Annotated in this window: 16 protein-coding genes; 4 read left to right on the forward strand and 12 right to left on the reverse strand. The window is 52.6% G+C overall.

Translation table 11 applies throughout. The features are described from left to right. Positions 1-20: 20 nt before the first annotated feature. Both dcuC and ACLHIL_RS07295 read left to right on the forward strand, forming a co-directional pair. A complete protein-coding gene (gene dcuC, locus ACLHIL_RS07290; protein WP_411297295.1) occupies positions 21-1421 on the forward strand; it encodes a C4-dicarboxylate transporter DcuC in 1401 nt (466 codons plus the stop codon). A gap of 82 nt (positions 1422-1503) precedes the next feature. Further along, entirely contained in the window at positions 1504-2823 is a 1320-nt protein-coding gene (locus ACLHIL_RS07295) for an amidohydrolase (RefSeq protein ID WP_411297296.1), read from the forward strand. A gap of 82 nt (positions 2824-2905) precedes the next feature. Here the strand turns inward: ACLHIL_RS07295 and ACLHIL_RS07300 are convergent, their stop codons facing one another. The 6 genes from ACLHIL_RS07300 to ACLHIL_RS07325 form a co-directional block, all read right to left on the reverse strand. Then, positions 2906-4903 (reverse strand): AlwI family type II restriction endonuclease, encoded by a 1998-nt coding sequence (locus tag ACLHIL_RS07300; RefSeq protein ID WP_411297297.1) that lies wholly within the window; start codon positions 4901-4903, stop codon positions 2906-2908. 96 nt (positions 4904-4999) lie between these two features. After that, the gene (locus ACLHIL_RS07305) at positions 5000-7072 is read right to left on the reverse strand and encodes a Dam family site-specific DNA-(adenine-N6)-methyltransferase (RefSeq protein WP_411297298.1); all 2073 of its coding nucleotides are present in this window, start codon (positions 7070-7072) and stop codon (positions 5000-5002) included. A 585-nt stretch (positions 7073-7657) separates the two neighbouring features. Continuing rightward, on the reverse strand, positions 7658-8125 hold the full coding sequence (locus ACLHIL_RS07310) for a YbaN family protein (RefSeq protein WP_411297299.1): 468 nt from the start codon (positions 8123-8125) through the stop codon (positions 7658-7660). 106 nt (positions 8126-8231) lie between these two features. Beyond that, positions 8232-8807, reverse strand: coding sequence for a dihydrofolate reductase (locus ACLHIL_RS07315; RefSeq protein WP_411297316.1), 576 nt, complete (start codon positions 8805-8807; stop codon positions 8232-8234). A gap of 11 nt (positions 8808-8818) precedes the next feature. Next, positions 8819-9628, reverse strand: a complete 810-nt coding sequence (locus ACLHIL_RS07320) for a thymidylate synthase (RefSeq protein WP_411297300.1) — start codon at positions 9626-9628, stop codon at positions 8819-8821. Positions 9629-9651: 23 nt separating this feature from the next. Continuing rightward, on the reverse strand, positions 9652-10146 hold the full coding sequence (locus ACLHIL_RS07325; RefSeq protein WP_411297301.1) for a DUF2505 domain-containing protein: 495 nt from the start codon (positions 10144-10146) through the stop codon (positions 9652-9654). A gap of 38 nt (positions 10147-10184) precedes the next feature. Here ACLHIL_RS07325 and ACLHIL_RS07330 point away from each other — a divergent pair, with 38 nt between their 5' ends. Then, positions 10185-11615 carry a sensor histidine kinase gene (locus ACLHIL_RS07330; protein ID WP_411297302.1) on the forward strand — a complete coding sequence of 477 codons (1431 nt, stop codon included), beginning with the start codon at positions 10185-10187 and terminating at the stop codon, positions 11613-11615. 399 nt (positions 11616-12014) lie between these two features. Here the strand turns inward: ACLHIL_RS07330 and ACLHIL_RS07335 are convergent, their stop codons facing one another. The 5 genes from ACLHIL_RS07335 to ACLHIL_RS07355 form a co-directional block, all read right to left on the reverse strand. Next, positions 12015-12257, reverse strand: coding sequence for a WhiB family transcriptional regulator (locus tag ACLHIL_RS07335; protein WP_411297303.1), 243 nt, complete (start codon positions 12255-12257; stop codon positions 12015-12017). A gap of 140 nt (positions 12258-12397) precedes the next feature. Then, positions 12398-14860 (reverse strand): ABC transporter permease, encoded by a 2463-nt coding sequence (locus ACLHIL_RS07340; protein ID WP_411297304.1) that lies wholly within the window; start codon positions 14858-14860, stop codon positions 12398-12400. Then, a complete protein-coding gene (locus ACLHIL_RS07345; RefSeq protein WP_411297305.1) occupies positions 14860-15585 on the reverse strand; it encodes an ATP-binding cassette domain-containing protein in 726 nt (241 codons plus the stop codon). Before ACLHIL_RS07345 ends, ACLHIL_RS07340 begins: the two co-directional genes overlap by 1 nt. 154 nt (positions 15586-15739) lie before the next feature. Then, positions 15740-16426, reverse strand: a complete 687-nt coding sequence (locus ACLHIL_RS07350) for a response regulator (protein WP_411297306.1) — start codon at positions 16424-16426, stop codon at positions 15740-15742. Continuing rightward, positions 16419-17606 carry a sensor histidine kinase gene (locus ACLHIL_RS07355; RefSeq protein ID WP_411297307.1) on the reverse strand — a complete coding sequence of 396 codons (1188 nt, stop codon included), beginning with the start codon at positions 17604-17606 and terminating at the stop codon, positions 16419-16421. The genes ACLHIL_RS07350 and ACLHIL_RS07355 overlap by 8 nt, the downstream gene beginning before the upstream one ends. Positions 17607-17953: 347 nt before the next feature. Between ACLHIL_RS07355 and ligA the strand changes: the two genes are divergently transcribed. Beyond that, entirely contained in the window at positions 17954-20662 is a 2709-nt protein-coding gene (ligA, locus tag ACLHIL_RS07360; RefSeq protein WP_411297308.1) for an NAD-dependent DNA ligase LigA, read from the forward strand. A 250-nt stretch (positions 20663-20912) separates the two neighbouring features. On the opposite strand, the gene ACLHIL_RS07365 is transcribed toward ligA, so the two are convergent. Then, positions 20913-22172: a phospholipase D-like domain-containing protein gene (locus ACLHIL_RS07365; protein WP_411297309.1), complete on the reverse strand. Its 1260-nt coding sequence runs from the start codon at positions 22170-22172 to the stop codon at positions 20913-20915. Positions 22173-22187 lie beyond the last annotated feature (15 nt).

The following is a 22187-nucleotide window of genomic DNA, read 5'->3' on the forward strand; positions in this document are numbered from 1 at the left end:
AGCACTGGGGGTTTTCCATCATGCTTGAGATCATTATTATCCTGGCTGCGCTAGGATTCGTCGGATTTCTCATTGCCAAAAAAGTCAAAGCTGCCGCCGCACTTCTTGCTGGCGGCATGTTGCTATTACTTATCTCCGTCCTGCTCGGGCATGTTGGGGATAACACGATGCTTCACGACGAGAAAGCGCTGACGGGGGTTGCCTTAGTCGATCAGCTATCCGTCATGAAAGCCATCATCATGAAGAACCTGACCGGATCAGGTCTGATTATCATGGTGCTCTTCGGATACACCGCATATATGGATACCCTGGGGGCGAATACCAAGACTGTGCGCGTGCTATCTCGCCCACTATTAGCCCTACGCGGCTCAGCTCAGCTTCTGCTCGTGCCCTTGACCTTCATCGTCGTTAACCTGATGTCCCTGGCAGTGCCTTCAGGGGCAACATTGGCAGTACTTCTTGGGGCGACGCTGTATCCGGCTCTCGTTGGTGCTGGAATGAGCCCGTTAACCGCTGGAGCGATCATTGGTACATCGGCAACGATTATGCCTAGCCCGCTCGCTGCGGATTCTATTGAAGCGGCTCATCAGTTGAAGATGAGCATCGGGGATTACGTCTTTGGTAATAATGCGAAAGTTTCTATTCCGGCCATCCTTATTATGGCTTTGGTACATACTTTCTGGCAGCGGTATCAAGACCGACGTGATATGGAGCGCGGTCGTGAAATCGGCAAGCGTGGTTTATCACAGGAGAGTGTTGAAGCCGCCAAGCACGTCCCAGGATTCTACGCACTGTTCCCCGTCCTGCCGCTGTTATCCGTCCTCGTGCTCTACATCTTGAAGCATGTTGGCGTCATCTCCTTTGAGATTGGGCTAGTGGAAATTACCTTAGCCTGCCTGTTCGTTGTGGTTGTTATCGAACTCATCCGTCAGCGCACCCTATTCGACACTATCGGTAACACTGCCAGTTATTTCAAAGGCATGGGGGACGCGGTTACTGGCGTGGTTTCGATTATTATCGCGGCCGGTTTCCTCATTGAAGGTATTCAGCAGATGGGTGTTTTGAAGATGCTGCTCAATAAGGTGTCGGGATTGCATGGTGCTGCGATGCTCATTGGTTTGGCATTCGTAGGGGTTGCCGTCTTGCTCGGGTTGATGACGGGCTCAGGCCTGGCAGCATTCTTCGCGCTAATGCCGGTTGTTCCGGGTATCGCGGCCTCCACGGGGGCGGCAGGGCCGATGATTTCCGTGCCTTTGCAGTGCGCTGCCTCCCTTGCTCGCTCCGGCTCGCCGGTTGCAGCCTCAACCCTGATTTCCGCCGGTATTGCTGGGGTAGAACCTCAGCAGCTCTTGAAGCGCACCTTGCCAGTGGTTCTGTCAGGCATTGTCAGTTCGGTTGTTGTGTCGTGGATCGTCTTGTAATTGCGATAACGGCCGGAGAACCGCGTTAGATACGTAGTTAAATAGAAATAATGACGTTCACGTGCGAGGAAAGGAAACGATCATGAGCCAGAGTGTCAGTGAGATGGTCAACACCATCGTTGTGCGGCTTGAGCCGGAGCTTCAAGCAATTCGTCGAGATATTCACGCCCATCCAGAACTTGGCTGGGAGGAATTCCGTACCACCTCAATCGTCGCCACCTGGTTGCGCGATCTCGGATATGAGGTGCTGGTTGGTCAGGCCGTATGCGACCCGGCAACCCGTATGGGGGTGCCTTCCGATGAGATTCTGCAGGCCTCGTTTGAGCGGGCGCTCGCAGAAGGTGCTGATCCGGAACTTATGGAACAGATGCGTGGGGGGTACACCGGAGTTGTGGCCACCTTACGTAACGGCGAGGGGCCGGTTGTGGGAATGCGTTTTGATATTGACGCTCTACCCATGCAGGAAACTGATTCTCCTGAGCACCGCCCGAATCAAGAAGGCTTCGCTTCTACTCATCCGCAGGTTATGCACGCATGTTGCCACGACGTGCATACCACTATCGGAATGGGTGTTGCTCGGATCATGATGGAGCTGCGGGATTCCTGGTCAGGGACTTTGCGTTTAGTGTTCCAACCTGCTGAAGAGGGGGTACGAGGCGCTAAATCTATGGTGAGTGCTGGTCATCTTGACGATGTGCAGTATCTGCTCAGCGCCCATGTCGAGCCAGGCGGTCAAGAGGGTGCGCATATTCATGCTGGTTCTGGCGGGACATTTGCGACGACGAAGTTCCTCGCATATTTCCACGGCAAGGCAGCACATGCGGCCGGTAATCCGGAAAACGGGCGTAACTGCGTATTAGCTATTGCGACTGCCGCCTTGAATATCTCGGCAATGCCGCGTCACTCCAAGGGGACGAGCCGGATTAACGTCGGTCGAATTCAGGCTGGATCTGGGGCGAATATTATTGCCGATTATGGTGAGATGGAACTAGAGGTTCGCGGTGCAACCACAGAGATTAACACGTACCTAGCTGATTACACGATTCGCATTTTGGAATCAGCGGCAGCGATGCATGGAGTCACTGTCGATATTGAGGTTGCCGGTGAATCGCCATCGCTGGAATCCGATGATGCGTTAATGGAGCATGTTGCCTCCAGCGCTGAAGAAGTTGGCGTTATCGCCGGATTGCCGCATCGATTCCCAATGAATGCCTCCGATGACTACGCCTTCATGTGCCAGCGAGTCCAAGAAAACGGTGGTCAGGCAACGTATATGCAGTTGATGTCGCCGATAACTCGAGGAATGCATACGGTAGTGACGGACGTGGATGAGCAGTGCTTGCCGCGCGGGCTGCGTGTTTTCGTTGCGAGTGCGCTGCGCCTGATGCCGCCGCAATCGTGACGTACTAGGTGTAACCTCATGCGTCTGGGCAGGAGTGAGATATTTTCTGCCCAGACGCATGATTGTGTTACTACATGTGGCACTAAACCTGCTGTAACTGCTGTGAAATCTCCTGCAGCCACAGATCGGCGCGCATAATCTCGCTATGGAAAGCGGCATCAAATTTTGCGTACAGTTGCTCGTATCGGCGCCCGCAGTGGAGCAGATGTTTTACCTGGGCGGTTGAGATCGGAATAATTTTCATATTTTCAACGAGTATGTTGTTGGGCGCGAAGTAGACGTTATTTTTTCGGGACCGGAAATCGTTGACGGTATTCAGATCGAGATAGGGCGCAATGAAAATACAGTAGTCCGTGGCGTTTCCTGATTTTGCGATCTGGTTTCCAAGGTGTCGCGATACGGGTTCCATCTCCATTCGCCGCTGATTTGTACTATCGGCTAAGGTGGCTTCAATGACGAGGCAGTGGGCAGGATAGCTGGGGGATTCTTCGTAATCGTAGATGATGTCTGCGTCTCCGCCAATGGCATGGGAACGCGGAAGAAGATCTGCCTCTAGCTGGAGTTTCATAAAAGATAGAACATCCCCTTTATTCCCGGAAAGCCGGAACCACACGAGAGCAAGAACGTATTCAAAAATCGTAGAAATAGTGGCCTCATCCGTCACTAATTCGGCAATTCGAGAGTCATCTCGGCGTTCAAAACAATCCAATAATTCGCAGAGAATCTCGTCAGTAAAGCGCGTGCAGAGAAGCTCGTGGAGTCGGGTGTTCTTCTCGTCTTTCATGACGGCATGGACGTCGCTGAGGCAGGAGAGCGTCCGACCAAGTTTTTGCGACAGATGATCGAGGATTTGTGAATCGGTGAATGCGAATCGTGGCGAAATATCGCTCAGTGAGGTGTTTTCGTGTAGACGGCTGTGTGCGGCGAAAATATCGTCGTGTAATGCTTCGCCTGCCAGCGCGAAATACGCAGCGGGGATCGTATCGAAAGTGACCATTCGATCATCGAAGATAACGGTGTCACTGAGTTTGATGTACCGTCGGTTCAAATCGAAGTAATCCTCAAGCGTGGCCTTCGCCTTGAAAAGATGCAGATATTTGAAGAAATACCTCTTGAGATCATCGCGAGTGTTGACCTGAAGGAACGGGCAGGTATCTTTGATTGCTGTTAGCCCCTGTGATTTAACAGAGCGTTCGGATAGCCCTTTCCGGAACAGGAGCTTACGCCACATCGTGCCTGCATTTCCGGTAATTCTTTTAGCGGCAGTTAACAGGCGTGCCACCTCTGCCTCAGGGGTATGTTCACTGAGAAATACCTGTTCTAATGACGTGAAGAGCTGATAATACGGCTTATCGTATGTTCGGCTCTTTCGATTCATTCCGATGGTGGTAATCAGTTCTTCGCTGATTTCTTCATCTTGCAGAAGATTCCAGGCCTCTTGGTAATTACTTTTCGCCATAAGCGTTCGGAAAATAACCTCGTCGGTGTCCACAGATTCGCCACGACGCATTGCGGCAATGCCGTCTTCGACTAGCTGTAAAGATTGCGGGCTTGACACTAATGGCAATAGATAAGCGAATTCATCCCAGGTGAGAAACTCAAATCGGTTCAGCAAATAAGCGAGCGCGAGAAATGGTCGCACTTCAATCCCGTCCACCTGAACTGTGGTTTTCAGAAGCTGGCGCAGATAGAAAAAGCTATCCTTGGGGATTGCCAGGATGTTATCGCTCGAAAAGTCGCCTCGATCAAAAATGTCGAGCAAATCTATGCCTGCCGCCGTAAGTTCTCTATCGTGTGTGACTAACCCGAGAACCGTCAGACCGGATGTTTTCTGGCGGGCGTCTTTATCCTTATTTGGCGCCTCGCCGGATAGGAAGTTCTGATCCTTCATGAAGTCATAGAACGCCGACTGAGTTTCTCGGTTCCACATCCATTGACGCCCACAGGCCAGTTGTGCGTTCGTGAAATCGCGCAGGAGTCGGAGTTGCTGTTCCGTCTTTAAGTTAAGTTGCGCAGTTCGGAAACTCGTCGTGCCTAAGACCCAACAGAAGCTGCGGTAAGGGATGTTCTCGTAGATCATGACAGGCTACCTGCTCGTGAAAATTCCAGTTGATACCGATGATACGCTACGTTTTCTCTGCGCTTGACGTAGGGGGGGGGGAAAAACAGGGCGTAGTCATTTTTCATAGTTGACGACGAGGATTTCTCGGGTGGCAGTTGCGGCGTTCTTGCGTTGATAGTTGGAATTTGAGTAGCTCATATTCAGCTCATGTACTCGGTATGGGCGCGAGGTAATCCAACTGTTGAGGGTGCTGTTAATGCGTCCTTTTGCTTCTACCGCGTTTGATAGAGCGAATTTTCTACCAGAACGGTCGATCGCGTCTAAGAAAGCGAGGAGATCTTCCTCGTCCGTTACCGTCCACCCGCCATTTTCGTTATAGGTCGCTTGAGTAATCAGATAGGGCGGATCGCAGTAGAAGAGGGTGTCGTCAGGAAAATCGTCGATACGTAGGTCACGGAAGTCGCCCACGGTGAACTCTGCGTCCAACTCGCGAATCCGCATTGAGAATTCGCGTAGCTTACGCCGCATTTTGGAGTTGAAATCGCGTTTTCCTACCGGAAGATTGAATTCGCCTTTTCGGTTGAATCTGAGCTGATTGTTGAAGCCAAAAATGACGAGTGCGTAGAGCAGCAGGCTCTTGGTATCGCTGCCCTCAGGGGTCGCGTTATAGACCTGCCTCAGGGCTAAGAATCCAGGTTTATTATAGGCGGCTAGCCCTTTTGTGCTTTCTGCGCCGAATGTTGCGTAACTGGATTCATGTGTTTTTGATAGGCCGAACTGCTGTGAGATGTGGTCAATCTGTTTAATGATTTCTTCGGGGGAGTTCTTTGCCAGGAACGTCATGAGATGAATGAGTTGTGGGCTGAGGTCGTTAAACAGCACCTTTTTTGCTTCTGAATTAATACCGACGTTACAGCCGCCGGCAAAAACATCGACGAAATATGAGGCGGGGAACAGGAGTGGCTTTAGCTGTGGCAGCAGTTTGCCTTTGCCGCCGATATAGTTAATCGGGCTGATAACGATAGCGTGATTGCGTTCGGATACGTCATTGACGCGGCACACGAATAACCGTTCGGTGTTTCCTTCGATCTGGCTTTTGCCTGCGTTAAAGGGTTTATGTTCAATCTCAAATGTTTGCACGGTGCCTTTTTGCGCAAGAATATCTAGGATCTCACTGTCGCAAATGCGGGCATTGGATCGGGCATTGCCTTTAGAGGACATATTGTTGTACGAAAATGCAATGTACTTGCATTGTGCGTGGTTCACGAGATCGCGAAGCGCGTGGGCTGCCCGAACTGAGTTGTATGCGCTTTTCAGTTCGCTTCTATCCATCTTTTTCGCGACTCCGTGGACGTGTGGCTTCTGCCAGCGGGCAACATTTTCCAGCAGATGATAGGCGTCAGAATATTGGCGTGAGTTATATGGCGGGTCAAGGTAGAGCAGGTCTACGTTGATGGTGCGCACGAGTTCGTTTGCGTCGGTGTTGAAAACCAGATTATCGGGATGTATGCGGGTATCGGGCATGACTAGGGGGAAGCGTAGTCCGGCGCGAAAAGGTGCGCCTTTCCGATACGCGTCATAATGGCCTACTGTATTGGCGTAACGATCCATACCGTAAATGATTGTGGTAATGAGGATCTCGTATTCTTTGCCAAGGAGATATCCTTCGGTGCGCAGCAGCTCAATTAGTTCGCGGGCGACACCGATTTTTGAACAGTCGTCGGCGGAGAAATACGTATTGGCGAAGTTGCAGCGCATGTAGTTATCCTCGGTGGAGGAGTGGTTATTGATAACCTCGGTAAACCGCCAGATGAGTTCTGGGCGGAAATCACCGTTACCAAACCAGGCCATGTGTGCCACGTAGTTTGAATACAACAGATCGTTAGTAATTAAGCGTTTATCGGCAAAAGCTTGCGCTACGGATCCTGTGCCGGCGAAAATATCGCAAACCGAGGTAATATCGGGGAACTGGCTGGTGAGGGTTTCTCGAATAAAGGTGGTAATTGCTGCTTTGTTGCCTAGATAACGACGGTTGTGTGCCTCAACAACTTTGCCGCCGCGCCGCGAGAATTCAGCTTTCAGATGGGCAATATCCTCGGGTGACGGGCGCCTAAGACCAGGGCATTTATCGGCAGAAATACGGAATTCTGTGAATGCAGAAAGCAACGTTGCCGCTTCGTTTGACATGGCGCTCCTTTGGTTGTGGCACTTAGCATCGTAGATGCTAAACGGAGCGTCAATCAACTATCGCTCCTGAGATTGACGCGACAGCCGGCGTTGCCAGTTGCTGTACTACGAAGAATTTTCCTCTTCCAAAAACTTTGGCATTAAAGGTGAAAATCAACTAACTCTATTATGCGATTAAAAGCGAGGCGATTGAGGAGGAAAATACGGCCCATAAAGGAGTCACAGTCTTAATGACGAATGACGCGATTACGGTAGGGATTCACTCAGCTCCCCTCACTTCGGCCGTACACAAAAAAGAGCGCTAATACGGCATTGGTACGTGCGTGCTTCGTGGAGTGCGATCCGCTCGCAGAGGGAGGGACAAAAAGAAAAACTACCTAATTACCAGCGGGTATGCTCTCTCTATCTAAAATGCGTGCTAGGCGATACGCCAAGGAAAGGGCCGTGCAGAGAACACGCATTGGATGGCCTACCAGAATTACAGAGCTCCTCGGGCTATGCGTTCTCCCAGATCTATGCAAGGTGCTAGGGGTGTTTTATTAAATGACGAGAGGAGAAGGGAGGGGGAAAAAAAAGAAGAGAGAATCACGTACTTGAGTAACTATCGTGTGAGGCGTACTCGTCGGCAAATTCGCTAGCGAGAAAAGCGTGGTAGGTCTGGCGCGCAGCAACTAATTTTTCACTGGTTAACGTCTCCATACGCAATAGATGGATAGAGACGCCGATAGCAATAAGTAACAGGCTGATACGCGCCGGAAGGACGGGAACGAGCCAGGCTGATAATGCCATGCCGCCCCACATGACGATCAGAGCGTTAATTTTCGAACGAGTCGACATGGCGCGTGCGTGACGATACTGATAAATGTAGGGGCCATATCTCGGATGCGTCATCAGCCACCGATACAAACGGCGTGATCCACGCATAAAACAGGCCGCAGTGAGCAGCCAAAAGGGCACCGTTGGCAGAACTGGGATGAAAATCCCCAGAAAACCTAGAGCGAAAAAGAAGCAACCTAACGCGGCATATATTGCGCGCGCGATCTGCCCTACCATCTATGCCATGCCTTCTTAACCGTTAATGCGGGCAGCTCTTTCTGGAAGCGGCGCAGATAGCCTGCAAAATCAACAGCGCTAGCGCGTGTAAAAGCGATTCGAAGCATCATGAGGGCTCCCGATCCGCCTGTGTGATTGGTCGGCTGACGCGCTCGCTAATCTGTGTAAAATCGGGCAGTTCAACCTGAGAGGTCGGGCGGCGATAGAGGCGAAAACGGTAAGGCAAACCAGTTTTTGACGTATGCCAACCTGCTGTTGGGCTGGCGGCAATACACGACCAGGTATCCGGGATTGGCGGGGCAAATACGTCAGCATCCGGAACGTCAATATCAATATCGGTTACTACCAGGGCATCTGCCAGCGGTAATGCGGCATGGTAGAGCTGAGCTCCGCCAATGATCCACGCCCGTTGGCTGTCGGCTGCTTTGGCGAGTGCAATCGCTTCCGGCAGTGATCTGGCATGCTGCGCTGGCGCGCAAATCTGCTGTGAACTGCGGCTAACTACGATATTTAGACGATTCGGTAACGGCTGATATTTTCCCAAGGAATCCCACGTTTTTCGCCCCATAATGACGGGATGTCCGGTAGTGAGATGCCGAAAGAACGCCATATCTTCGGGCAGATGCCAGGCCAAAGTGCCATCACGCCCCAGGGCGCGGTGGCGGGCCTGAGCCCAAATCATGGCGAGCACAGCTACACCGCCACCGGAGCAGAGATCGCTGGATGGTGTTGGTATCCCTGCGAAGCGCGAATATCGTCCATCTCATAGTCAAAAATGGACGCTGCCTTACGTAACTCTAAGGTGGGGAAGGGGTAGGGTTCACGGCTGAGCTGTTCGCGCACCTGCTCAATGTGGTTGGTGTAGATATGGCAGTCGCCGCCGGTCCACACGAAATCCCCCACAGCTAAATCGCACTGCTGGGCAACCATGTGCGTCAACAGCGAATAGGACGCAATATTGAATGGAACGCCAAGGAATAGATCTGCTGAGCGCTGGTAGAGCTGGCATGAGAGGGTCCCATTAGCAACGTAGAATTGGAAAAAGGCATGGCACGGTTGGAGCGCCATACGAGGTAGGTCAGCGACGTTCCACGCCGAGACGATAATGCGGCGTGAATCCGGATTCGTCTTAAGCATGTCAATAACCTGGGCAATTTGATCGATATGCTCTCCGCTGGGGGTCGGCCAGGAACGCCACTGATAGCCGTAGACCGGCCCGAGATCGCCATTTTCGTCGGCCCACTCATCCCAGATAGTGATACCTTGTTCGTGGAGCCAGCTAATATTCGTATCCCCGCGCAAGAACCATAACAACTCACCTTTAATGGCCTTCATTGCGACGAATTTCGTCGTCAATCGGGGAAACCCCTCATTCGCAAGGTCATAACGCAGTTGACGACCGAAGACGGATAACGTGCCAGTACCTGTGCGGTCGCCCTTATGTGTGCCGTTCGCGAGAACGTCGGCGAGGAGATCTTCATATTGCCTATTGATGTGGACCATAGCGTCAGTGTAAACCACGTCAGTTAATTCGAGGCAGCTCGGCGCTGGGCTAATTCCGTATTGACGAGATCAGTATCCTCAGCAATGAACTTTGCGATATGGCTGATAGCAGTTTTTTCGATACGTTTGCCGAACAACGGGATATTGACGGAGATCTCGCCAGTGATTTTTGCGGGCGTGGTCGCTCCTGCGTTGGCGGCAATGAGATCAATATGCGCGCGAACGGGTGCGCCATGAACCTGCACGTGATAATCAATCGCCGCCCCGTCACCGATTGGGCGTGTCGTACCACATACCTCAACCGTGAGGGGGTGAGAGATAACAGATTTGGCAATTGAGGGTAGCTGGGCGTTATCGACGGTTATGCTCCAGGTATGCGTCTGTGAACTGCGAGAATAGGTGATTTCTCCCTGATGCCCCAGGCGTTCAGCGCGCCGGAGAAGCAACTCGCGGGAAACCAGCACCTCAATAACATCGTCAAGCGGGCCAATGTAACTCGTCTCTGATTCGAATTTCATAATTCTATTCAACACGATTCCTGACTATTGTGGGAAGTGTGCCTACGCTGTCGAAAATTCTTGCTCGCGAAGCAACGCTCACTGAGCCTCAGGAAGATTGGCTTCATCAACTGACTGGTGATTGGCAAATCATCGCCGATATCACCTTCTCTGACCTGGTTCTTTACATTCGTGGTGCGAAGGCTCCGGTTGCTGTCGCGCAGGCGCGCCCGGCGACGGCACACACTGTGTACCGCACCGATCAGGTGGGATTTCCGCCTCCGGAAAAGATTATTGCTGACGTTAAGCGCGTGCTGGATCATTGCGAGTCTGTTGCTGATGAGGACGAAGTATCGCTCATACGTATTGTTCCGGTTCGGTTCAAGAAGGACGTTATTGCGGCGATGGCTATTGTTTCTGCTCGCCGTGCCGATCGGGTGCCGTCGCAGGCATTAGCAAATTATGAAGCGATTGCGCACACTCTTATTGAGATGGTGACGCGGGGAGAATTTCCGGCAGAGAATTCACCGACAGGCTATCGTCACGGCACTCCGCGCGTGCCTGATGGTCTAGTTCATGTGGATGCCGATGGAGTGGCAAAATATGTCTCGCCCAATGCGGTATCGCATTTTCGACGCTTTGGAATTGAAGAGCCGATTCTAGGTTCGGTCCTCGCGGAACAGGTGAGCAATCGGATAGAAACGGCTGGTCAGGTTGACGAAGCCTTGCCCCTAGTGCTGATGGGTCGAGCTTCGTGGATGGCTGAAGCCGAGGCGCATGGCGTTGTTATTTCTCTGCGGGCGGTACCGTTGCATCGCGGGGCTGAGCGCCTGGGCGCGGTGATTTTGTGCCGGGATATTACCGAGTTGCGCCGGCAAGAACGGGAGCTGATTTCAAAGGATTCCACGATTCGCGAGATCAACCATCGGGTGAAGAACAATTTGCAGACGGTTTCGGCTCTCTTGCGGATGCAGGCGCGCCGTGCGGATTCCTCAGATACCCGCAGTGCTTTGGAGACGGCACAACGCCGTGTGGCGACAATCGCCGTCGTGCACGAAAAATTATCCCAAACCATCAATGAAGTGGTGGATTTTGATTCGGTATTTGTGCCGGTATTACGCATGGTTCGCGATGCGGCAGTGACGGAGGAGCCAGTAATCGCCACATTCCACGGCACTTTTGGGATGGTTCGGGCGGAACAAGCGACGGCGTTGGGCGTTGTGATGAACGAGATCATCTCTAACGCGATTGAGCATGGTCTGCCTAACGGAGGGCGAATAGATATTACTGCCCAGCGCGAGGGCAATCATCTGCATATCACAGTGGCGGATAACGGAATCGGCGTAGGACCGCAGGGGCCGCGCCCAGGCTTAGGGATGCAGATCGTCAAGACGATGGTCAATGCAGAATTAAAAGGAAATATTGAGTGGTCTGCGAATGAGGGCGGAGGTGTGTGCGTCGATCTCGACTTGCATATCCGTTCGTTCTAGGTGCAAAGAACCGTCGCTTATGGCGAGAGGGCAATAGGTAGCTAGAAAATACGGAAATACGCGGGGTGTATCGCATGCGAAGTAAAACGACGCCCACGCTATCGCAGGCTGATTAGCCAGTATGTTGAATGGTGGTCGATTACGGGTGCGGCCAAGCGCTGGTGATACATTGTGGCAGCCTGTTAGCGGTATGCGTTATATAACTGAGGGCCTCCCATCATAGGGAAGCCCTGTTGTTTTTGTTGAATCGCCTTGCTGCGGCACATTCAGAGTTGAAGCGATAGCGCGCAAAATTGCGTGTTGCTTGCAGCTATCTACTATCCGGCTTGGATGTGTGGCGGCTCATCTCAGGAAAGCACACCATGCGCGATGGATTTCACCGAGATACAGCAGCGTGCCCTAACGGCGAGCGCGGGCAGTGCGGCGCTTAAGAGTGCGGCGCTCATCTTCAGACATGCCGCCCCATACGCCAGCGTCTTGGTTGTTATCCAACGCCCACTTCAAGCAGGTTTCTTGGACAGTGCATGTGGCACAGACAGCTTTGGCGCGTTCTACCTGAGCCATAGCCGGACCAGAAGAACCAATAGGGAAGAACAGTTCTGGGTCTTCGTTCAGGCAGGCAGCCCAATGACGCCAATCCATTGGAGTCTCTCCTCACGCTCGGGTAATAATGCGTATTTAGTGCAGAGTATGACGGTTATTCACCTGCACCTTTCCATATTCGAGCGGTAAGCTGCAGTGGCAAATTAGCCGTACATATACGCTCTACACCTTCGCAGGTTTTAGCTGCCGGGTAAAGAGGTAAAACTGTGATTCTCACCTACATATCGCCAGGTCATGTGATTGCGCACACGAATAGTCCAACTCAGAACGTGTACGATAGATACCAGGAGATAGCCACCAGAGATGAGCGCCATCGTCATCGCCAACTCCTTAACTGGAATGTGGAAAGGCATCCGCGCGTCAAAGCCGGGGAGGTAGACGGCAACAAACGTGCCGGCAATGCCTAACGCCACGCCAGCAATGAGGAAGGTAATGAGCACGAGGGCAGAGTGAATGATATGCATAACCCCGATACGTTCCACGCTCAATCCATGCGAACGCAAGATTCGTACTTGTGCGGCATACCCCAGCGCAGAACGAATAGCGAATAATGCTGTGCTGACGAAGATAACACACCACATAATGTGCGCTGTTCCAAACACGTGACCCATATCGATATGCTCAGCAGCCAGAGGTTGAGCTAAGGATATATCGAAGCTATGTTCTGATTCGCTGTTTGTATGGTCGCCCGCGTTGAGGGAGGCGCTGTGTAGAACAGTATTTAAGTCGAGATAGGATTCAGCGATATTGTGGCGCGCACTACCGGTGAGAGTGAGCCAGTATTCGCTAATTGGGATATCTGCCATCAGGGATTCGCGCGAGACTAAGGGGATTGGTACACGCGCATTGCGAACGCTCAGATTTACGTGATAGCCGATGTTATGCAGCGTAAAGGTTATTGGCATTTTTTCTGCGGTAGCGGGGGAGTCTTCGGCGGGGAAGAGAATCGTTCCAGAGAGATCGTCAGGGTCAACTCCGAAGAATTCAGCAGCTTGGTGGGGGTCAACAATGTAAATCGGCCCTAATGCCTCATTCGTTTCGCTATTGGTTGCGCCATCTAGTTCAGCGAGGGCGAGCCGACGTGATGCCCCTGTCCAGGTGTTGAGAGCTGTCGTCTGCCCAGCACTCAACCCGGAATCGACCGTAGCGTGGACGGCAATATCGTAACTATCGTTGCTGATTGGTGAACGCATTCCGGCTGACGAGGTTTGTGCCGCGGTTATCGCTGCAATAAGGATTAAAAACACCCATAGGCACAGTGCCTGCAGAGCGGATTGCCGAGTACGAGAGAGCAGGGTGATCCGAGTATCCGTCAGGATAAATCGAGTAAAAATGCGATGTAAGACGATTGCCAATAGGAAAGCGAAGATCGTAAGTGCAAAATATCCGACTGCATGGATTGCCAAGGTCTGCACAGAGCACCCTGGATAGCCGAAAAGCGGCATTTCAATCGAGATATGCAGCAACAGCGCGCCAAGTATGCCGCCCCCTACTACAACGGTAAAGGCTTTGACTGCCACGCTGCGAATAGCCGTGCTATGGGCTACATAGCAGGAAATTCCGCCTCCGAGAATTGCGCAGGCAAAAGTAGCACATAGCGCGAGAATGACTGCGCCTAAGGTGCCGTGAAGCGGTGGGGGTAAAAAGAAAGCCGCCGGAGAGGAAGCAAAATTGGCCATAATGACTGCCGTTATTGCGTAACCACAGAGCAGCCCTACTGCACACGAAATCCCCCACAGTATCAGGGATTCACGAATAAAAATCCCTGCTATTCGGGCAGTTGCACGGCCGTGCGCGTGGTTGATTCGCACGTCATCTTTGCGGGTTTGGCCAGCCCAGATGAAACCAAAAACGATAAGGCATAGGGCAGTGAACCCTCCAGTTGCAATAACCCACAGCCGTGGTGCAAGGACTTGGCGTACTGCCGAGGATTCGTATTTCACTTCGTTGGTTAGCCGCTCGGCGTTAGTAATAGCGAGCGTATCGGGGACGGCTAGCACCTCCTGGAGGAGCTGAGAGCGCGAATACCCAGGGGCGCGCCGCACCTCGATACCGCCGGTCATGGAATCGCCTGTTTGATAAGCCAAATAATCGTCGGCAGGAGGAATCGTGGAGAGGATCTCAAGGCCGGTTTCTAGTTGATCTCGCAACGGGGAGCGGGCATAAATTCCGGTGATGTTGAGCTTTTGGGCAAGCCGATCCTCCAAAACTGTAATACTTTGCCCGACGGTGACGTTCAGTTGTTCAGCAACGTGATAGCTGATAGCTACCTGGTTTGGGGAAGTCGGGAACGATCCAGAAAGTAAATGCTGGGTGCGTAGCGAAGCGGGCGGCAATGTTCGCATATTGGCGACGAGGTGTTCCTCAAGGAATAGCAGATCAACTGGACGCGAAGCATCGACGTACACTTCGCGTACTGACGGCAACTGGGAAATATCTTTGGCGACGTCAAGTGCCGGACGATTCTCGGAATATACCAAGACGTCAGAGTTAGGGACAGAGCGTTTGGCAGAAAAATCGACTGCTTGATCGCCGTATCCGCGCAGTACTTCTGAGGTGAACACCAAAATACACAGGTAGCACATGGCGCACGCAGCGAGAAGATAGCTGCGCCAGTTGTGTTCCAATGATGCCCGTAACACTAGCAAACATCCCCACGTAGGGCAGAGAGTGCAGAATAGATTGCGGTCAGATCTGGCGTATGTAGCTCTCCGGCGACGCGCTCGTCATCTAGCACAATAACGTGGTCGGCATGACTGGCGCACACAGGATTCCTGGTTAGCGCGAGAACCGTCATATCTAGTTCTCGAACGCAAAGCCGTAGGAGGGCCGTCAGGGATTCTAAATCCCGAGAATTCAGGTGTGCTGCTGGTTCTTCACAGACGATAACAGAGCGGCCAGCTAATGCCAGCGAAGCCAAGGCAACCCGCTGTCGTTCCAGAACAGTTAACGCGTCAGGATAGTAGGAAAGTAAGGAGCGGATAGCGAATAGGTCAAGCACTCGTTCGTAGGATTCGGTGCTGACAGGTTGGCGGTTTATACGTGCCGGAAAGACGAGATTAGCTGCGACGGTTAACGAAGGCAGGAGGTTATGAGTGGGATATAACAAACCGAGGGTGCGTTGACGCAACACGTCACATCCTCTGGTGCTCACACGTGACACATCCACATCGGCAACCGTGATCGTGCCAGAATCTGGCGTATCGTATCCGGCAATGAGTGCCATCAGCATCGTTATCGTTGCTGGTGCTGAGCCGAGCACCATAGTTAAGGATTGGGCGTGGGCAGTGAAACTGACGTCATCGAGTACGATGCCGTATTCGCGCCCCAAACTGCCGGTCTTGCGAACGTACTCTAAGTGGATCATCAGGGTTCCATTTCCTTGTATTTGTGGTGCTATCGCGTATGCGTAAGCGGTCTAAGGCTCGCTATTGGAGTAGGAAAAGCCGAGTGAAGAAGGATGAGCTCTCCTCGGAAAGTGAATACGATACATGGCGCCGGTAGTGCTCGGGGCGTGCTCGCTAGTTCACATCTCCGGGTCGCACTAATCCTGCTTCGTACGCTAAAACCACCGCTTGTACGCGGTCGCGCGCGCCGAGCTTGGCGAAAATACGACCGACGTGGGTTTTAATCGTGGCTTCAGCAATATCTAACTCTTCACCAATTTCCGTATTCGATAGACCTCGGGCCATGTGGTAGAGAACTTCGCTTTCACGAGTGGTCAATCCGGCAACGAGATCTGGATTTAACACCCGATCTTCTAGGGCTTTCTCGGCGACATAGGAGATCAGGCGTTTAGTAGATGACGGTGCAATGACCGCATCCCCGCGGTAGACAGTTCGGATAGAGTTCAACATTTCCGCTGGAGGGGCATCCTTGAGTAAGAAACCTGAGGCGCCACCACGGATTGCTCGCATGACGTATTCGTCAAGATCGAATGTCGTTAGGATAATAACTTTCGGGCGTACTCCGTGGGGAAACTCAGTTTCGCTGATCCGTTCCGTACATTCCAGGCCATCCATGCCTGCCATGCGAATATCCATCAAAACGATGTCAGCGGGGACTAATGCAAGCCGGTCCAGGGCCTGTTTACCATGCGACGCCTCCATCACGGTTTGCATATCAGGCTGAGAATCAATCACCATCGCAAAGCCGCTGCGCACTAGGTCTTGGTCATCAACGAGTGCAACGCGAATCTTTTCACACATGCTTCGTCCTTTTCTCTGAGGTTGGGATTGTCGCAGTTACTCGGAAGCCACCACCGGCTTGTGGGCCAGCGGTAACGGTTCCGTCAAAAATAGCGGCGCGCTCATTCATGCCGATAATGCCGTGCCCTTTTCCGTCGTTATATGCGGCAGCGCCTCGGCCGTTGTCTGAGACGGTCAGGATAACTTCGTTGGTGCGCCAATGGAGGGCCACCGTGATATGTGCTTGGGGGCCGGCATGTTTCAAGGCATTTGTGAGGGCTTCTTGGCAGATACGGAATAGAGCATTTCCAGCACCGACGGGTAATGAGCGCGATTGGCCGGTTTGGACGTAGGAGATTGAACGTCCTGATTCGCGGATACGATCAGTCATATCTTTGACGTCGGCGTCAATCGGTTGCGGGGCTAATGGCGCACTCAGATCGTCGGGATCGCGTAGAACGCCGATGATAGAGCGAATATCTGCCAGTGCGGCACGGGACATATCAGCAATAACTTCTAGGGATCGTTGTGCTGCTTCGGGGTTCATTGCGGCAACGTAGCGCCCACCGTCAGCTTGAGCGATCACAATGGAGAGCGTATGGGCAACGATGTCATGCATCTCGCGGGCAATTTGGGTGCGTTCGTTAATGACTGCCAGTTCGGCTTCGCGTTCCGCATCGCGTTGAGCGCTTTCAGCTTGATGAATCAGCGATTGCACATGACTTAGTTGCTGCCAGCGTGCAATGGCCATAGCGGCGGTGGCGATGACGACGGCTTGCATTGTCGCCATGATGAAAAGAAAAGAGAAGATAGATCCAGATATTCGGGGATCCATGATGGTTAACAGACCTGCTCCGAGCATTGCCCCGCCGATAGCTGGGTAACGGGCAGATCGTGGTGCGTAGACCACTACTGCATATAAGGCTAGGAGGACGGCGACGTCGTGCAGAAAAACCTGATAGGGGAACAGGATGAACCGCACGAGGGCAGCAAGGTAGACCGCGATTCCAGCGGGCAGTGCATGGGTGCGCCGCAGGAGAGTACCCAGAACTTGCACGCATACCACGACGCCCCAGATGGCATATTTGGTAAGGCTTACTGCTGGTGCGGTGCCCGCGTCAGCAAAACCAAGAAACATGATGAACAGCGCGAGTGCGAGATCTGCTAGCGAGATCCCTTTCCAGGTAGTAAAGCTGTTCATGCGTCTAGGGTACGTAAATTTTGATGATTGTGGCAGCTTATCCTGTGCGACTAGAGGCGGAGCAAAGAGCTATCAGCCGCACGGTTTAGTGCATGTGCTACCGGCAAAACAGTGCTAAAGAGGCAGGGGCATGACCTGTGGCGAAGTAGTGAAGTTTTATAGCGAGGTATGACCAGTGGCGCGCCCGATAGCGCCGTAAAGGACGCAACAGTGCCACTTTGTGTAAGAAAACTGAAAACGCGAAGTGAGAAAAGCGCAGGAGCGTCAAACAGAAAAAGAAGACGGCGAGGGCGCGCGGATTGTGGATGCTCGTTAACGGGCGCGCGTATATGAGGAAGAATATGCATGTGAAAGATTTGAGTTTTGCTGCTGCCCAGGAACGATGGAATGAGCTAGCGCCGCGATTACATGCGGCCCAGGATGCGTACTATCTGACTGGGGAAACGACGATGGTTGACGCAACCTATGATGAGTTGATCGGGCAGATGCGTCACTTAGAGGAGGAATATCCGCAACTGTGGAATCCGCAGTCTCCCACCATGCGGGTTGGCGCAAAATCTCAACGTACTGGCACAGATGTGCGTCATCGCCAACGTATGTATTCCTTGCAAGATGTGTTTTCGCGTCATGAGCTAGCAAATTGGTATGACTCGACGGTGAAAAATTTATCGGATACTCCGCGGTTTACGGCGGAAGTCAAAATTGATGGGGTTGCCGTCAGTCTGACCTACCGCGATGGCGTGCTTATTCAGGCTGCTACCCGTGGTGATGGAATTACCGGAGAAGACGTTACGGATAATGCGCGGGTTATTAGCTCCATACCGCTGCAATTAACCGGAGAAAATCATCCGACAATCGTTGAGATTCGTGGCGAGATCTTCTTCCCGCGGGCTGCGTTCGAGCAGTACCACGAATTACTGGATGAGCGAAATGCACAAATCGAGCAGCGCAATAAGGAAATTGAGGCGTTCAACCGAAACCGCAATCGGATGGCGAGCGAGCAGCGAAGCCGGAGTACAGATAGCGCCGATACGGCGGATATACCAGCTCGGGTTGAGCGCATGAGCTTGCTGAAGTCCTTTGTCAATCCGCGCAATGCGGCTGCCGGGATATTGCGTCAAAAAGAAAATAACAATGATTATGCCTTGCGTAGTTTGGCCTTTATTGCACATGGAGTAGGTGCTGTCGAGGGGGAGAATTCGCAGTTGCGCGCGGCATTGGCAACCCAAGAAGGTGCGTACCAGACCTTTAATGACTGGGGTTTGCCGTTATCAGAACAGACGCGCACGGTTACTACGCTTGAACAGATTAATGACTTTTTGGATCGGTACGAACATGCCCGTAAATCGTTAGCACACGATTTTGATGGAGTCGTTATTAAAGTCTCTGATCGTGCCAGCCAAGATACGCTCGGATACACCTCACGTATTCCGCTATGGGCAGTGGCATACAAATATCCGCCGATTGAGGTGCAGACTCGGCTGCTCGATATTCGAGTCCAGGTTGGCAGAACCGGGCGGGTGACTCCTTATGCGGTGATGGAACCAGTATTTGTGGACGGCTCAACCGTATCGAAAGCAACGTTACATAATCCTGGGGAAGTAGCCCGTAAGAACGTCAAGATCGGCGATACCGTCATCATTCGTAAAGCTGGAGATATTATCCCTGAGGTACTCGGTCCCGTTCTTGCTGATCGTGACGGTGATGAACGAGATTTCGTCATGCCAAAACTGTGCCCCTCATGTGGGGGGCCAATCCAGCCGGCAAAGGTTGATGAAAAAGATTTTCGCTGTCTCAATACGCGCTCGTGCCCTGCCCAGCTCCTGCGTCGCGTAATCCATATCGGTTCTCGGGGTGGATTAGATATTGAAGCGCTAGGGGAAATGACTGCTCAGTGGCTCACCGATCCGGAACGCTATCGCGAGGAAGCCTTACTTGCCTTGGCAATGGGGAAAACGTTGGAATTTACCGACGAGATTGCCCTCGATTTAGAAAGTCGCGGGTGGCCGCTTGTTGCGCAGGCGCCGGCCCCAACTGTGCGGATGCAGCTTTCTCGCGAACGCCGGATAGCCTACGGGATTATTGATGAGTCAGGTACTATCTGCAATTCTGATCAGACGATTGCCCAGAGCATACAAGACGAACTGGGGATCCCGCGTCCACAACGACCACAGTTAGACACAGAGGCACGGCTCTTTGAACTGACTGCGGAGGATATGCGTGGGGTGTACACCTGGGCGCCGAGCGGCAGTGGAGCGGCCCAGACGTGGCGATATATTCGTGCTGGATGGACGAAACCTACGTGGTATGCCCCCAATAATTCACGCACAAGCTACGAAATGAAACAGCCAAGCGTGGCAACAAAGACGCTAAAAACGATTATTGCCGAGTTGGAACGGGCGAAGACGAAGCCGTTATGGCGCAAGATTGTGGCCTTGAATATCCGTCATGTTGGGCCGGAAGCTGCCCGTTTGCTTGCTCGTAACATTCCAGATCTCCACGAGATTATCGCAACTGGTCGTGCCCAGATTGCTCAGGGAGAAGAGCCATTCGCTGATATGAAAGGTATCGGAGAGATAATCGGTCAATCGCTACTGGATTGGTTTGATGAGCCGTGGCATCAGGAAATCATTTCGACGTGGAGTGCATGTGGGGTGCGTTTTAACGATCGAGAGCCAGCAAAAGCGGGCGTTTCTCGTCAACGGCAAGCAGAAGAAAATGACGCAATACCTGGCTTAGAGCTGCCCAATATGGATCAGGATTCGGCAACGGATGGAGAAACTGGTGTTGCGGCGTACCTTGCGCAGGTCATACCAGACTCGTTGGCGGGTATGAACGTCGTCGTGACGGGAACGATTACCCATTGCACCCGTGATGATGTGCGTGAGTTAGTGGAGGCAGCGGGGGCAAACTTCACCACGTCAGTTTCCGGAAAGACTACCGTCGTCGTTACCGGATCAAAGCCAGGCGCGAGTAAGCTGACGAAGGCGCAGACCCTGGGTATTCCGGTGTGGAGTGAAGCAGAATTCCTTTCCCGTATTGGTGTTGCTGGGTGAGGGTTGAGGAGTCTCGTTTGGCTCGTGGAGCAAGGTACGTGTGAAACTATGCACGTTGTAGCGGGCGCGAGCCATAACGAGCCCAAGAGCGCTAGCCCTTTTGGTAAAAGGGGAGAAGCGCTTTAGCGAACTCGAACTGGACGCCAAGAGATACGCCTGTAAGCGGAACTTTGTTTGGAAATCCGCGGTGCAGTTCAGGCGGATAGATCCGCGCGGGCAACACGGATAAAACTTAACGAGCAGAGCAGGTCTAGATAAGCGGTGCTAAGGGGCGTAGGATTCGCTCGGTAATGCGGGCGATGCGATCTCGCTTATCCCATTTTTCCGCGGTTAGCTCGTGTGAGTTCGTCAGATCCAAGGCGAAGATCTCTTCCATCAGCGCGGCGAAGTTGTGGTCAAAAACCTCGACGTTCACCTCAAAATTGCCTGCCATAGATAGCCGATCAATATTTGTTGTTCCGACGGTTGACCAGATTCCATCAACGGTCATCGTCTTAGCGTGAATCATCGCTTGTTCATAGCGGAAGATTCGTACACCAGCATGGAGAAGATCGCCGTAGTGAGGGCGGCCAACCCAATCAGCAACAATATGGTTGGAATACTGTGGCAACAGGACGCGCACGTCAACACCGCGGTGAGCTGCTTTCTTGAGCGCGTGCAAGATTGCTCGATCCGGCACAAAATATCCCATCGTGATCCACACCTTTTTATCAGCTCGATCAATTGCCGATAGGTAGGTGGCACGTACTGGGTAGGACTTGAACGCAGGGATATTCTGGATTGCGCGCAACTTGGAGGTCCATCGTGTTTGCCCTCGATCAGGCAGCATCGGATGGTGGCTCTTGCGATATACCGACCACATATCCACAAAGGCGTTTTCGAGTTCCCATACTTGCGGGCCAACGATCCGCAGGTGGGTGTCACGCCAGTGTTGGGCGAAGAGCCGCCCAATGTTGTAGCCCCCGACGAATCCGATAGTGGAATCGACGACTAAAATCTTGCGGTGGTCAAATCCGCGATCGCGTCCTTTTCCGGTGAAAATGCCGAGTCGGAGCAGAGGGAAACGAATAATATGCAGGTTTGGATGGTTCGGGAAGAAACGGAAGCGCGGATCTTGGTTGAGGTTGCCGAAAGTATCGATGATGAGGAATACACTCACGCCGCGACGTGCAGCAGCGATAAGCTCTTCGCGGAACATGTAGCCCACATCGTCGGCCTTGAAAATATACATCTCAAAGTAGATTTGATAGCGGGCTTCCCGGATTGCGGTGAGCATATCGGTGTAGAGATCCTCGCCGTAGGTGTAGACGGTTAATTCCGAGTCGGAGACGCAGACGCTCCGAGGCTCCATCGTCGGGAATTCTCCGGTGGTAGGGTTGCGGCGCTTACGGTGCTCATCAACGGCAATCACGGCAGCAATAGCGGCAGCTTGAGCGGCGAGAACGCCAGCGATTCCCCATTTTGTTGCCTTTTTCAGGCCGGTGCTGTTCATATTGCGGAATCGTGACATGTGTTCATCCTACCC

The sequence above is a fragment of the Trueperella sp. LYQ143 genome (genome assembly GCF_046599595.1).
In the GTDB taxonomy this organism is placed as follows: Bacteria; Actinomycetota; Actinomycetes; order Actinomycetales; family Actinomycetaceae; genus Trueperella.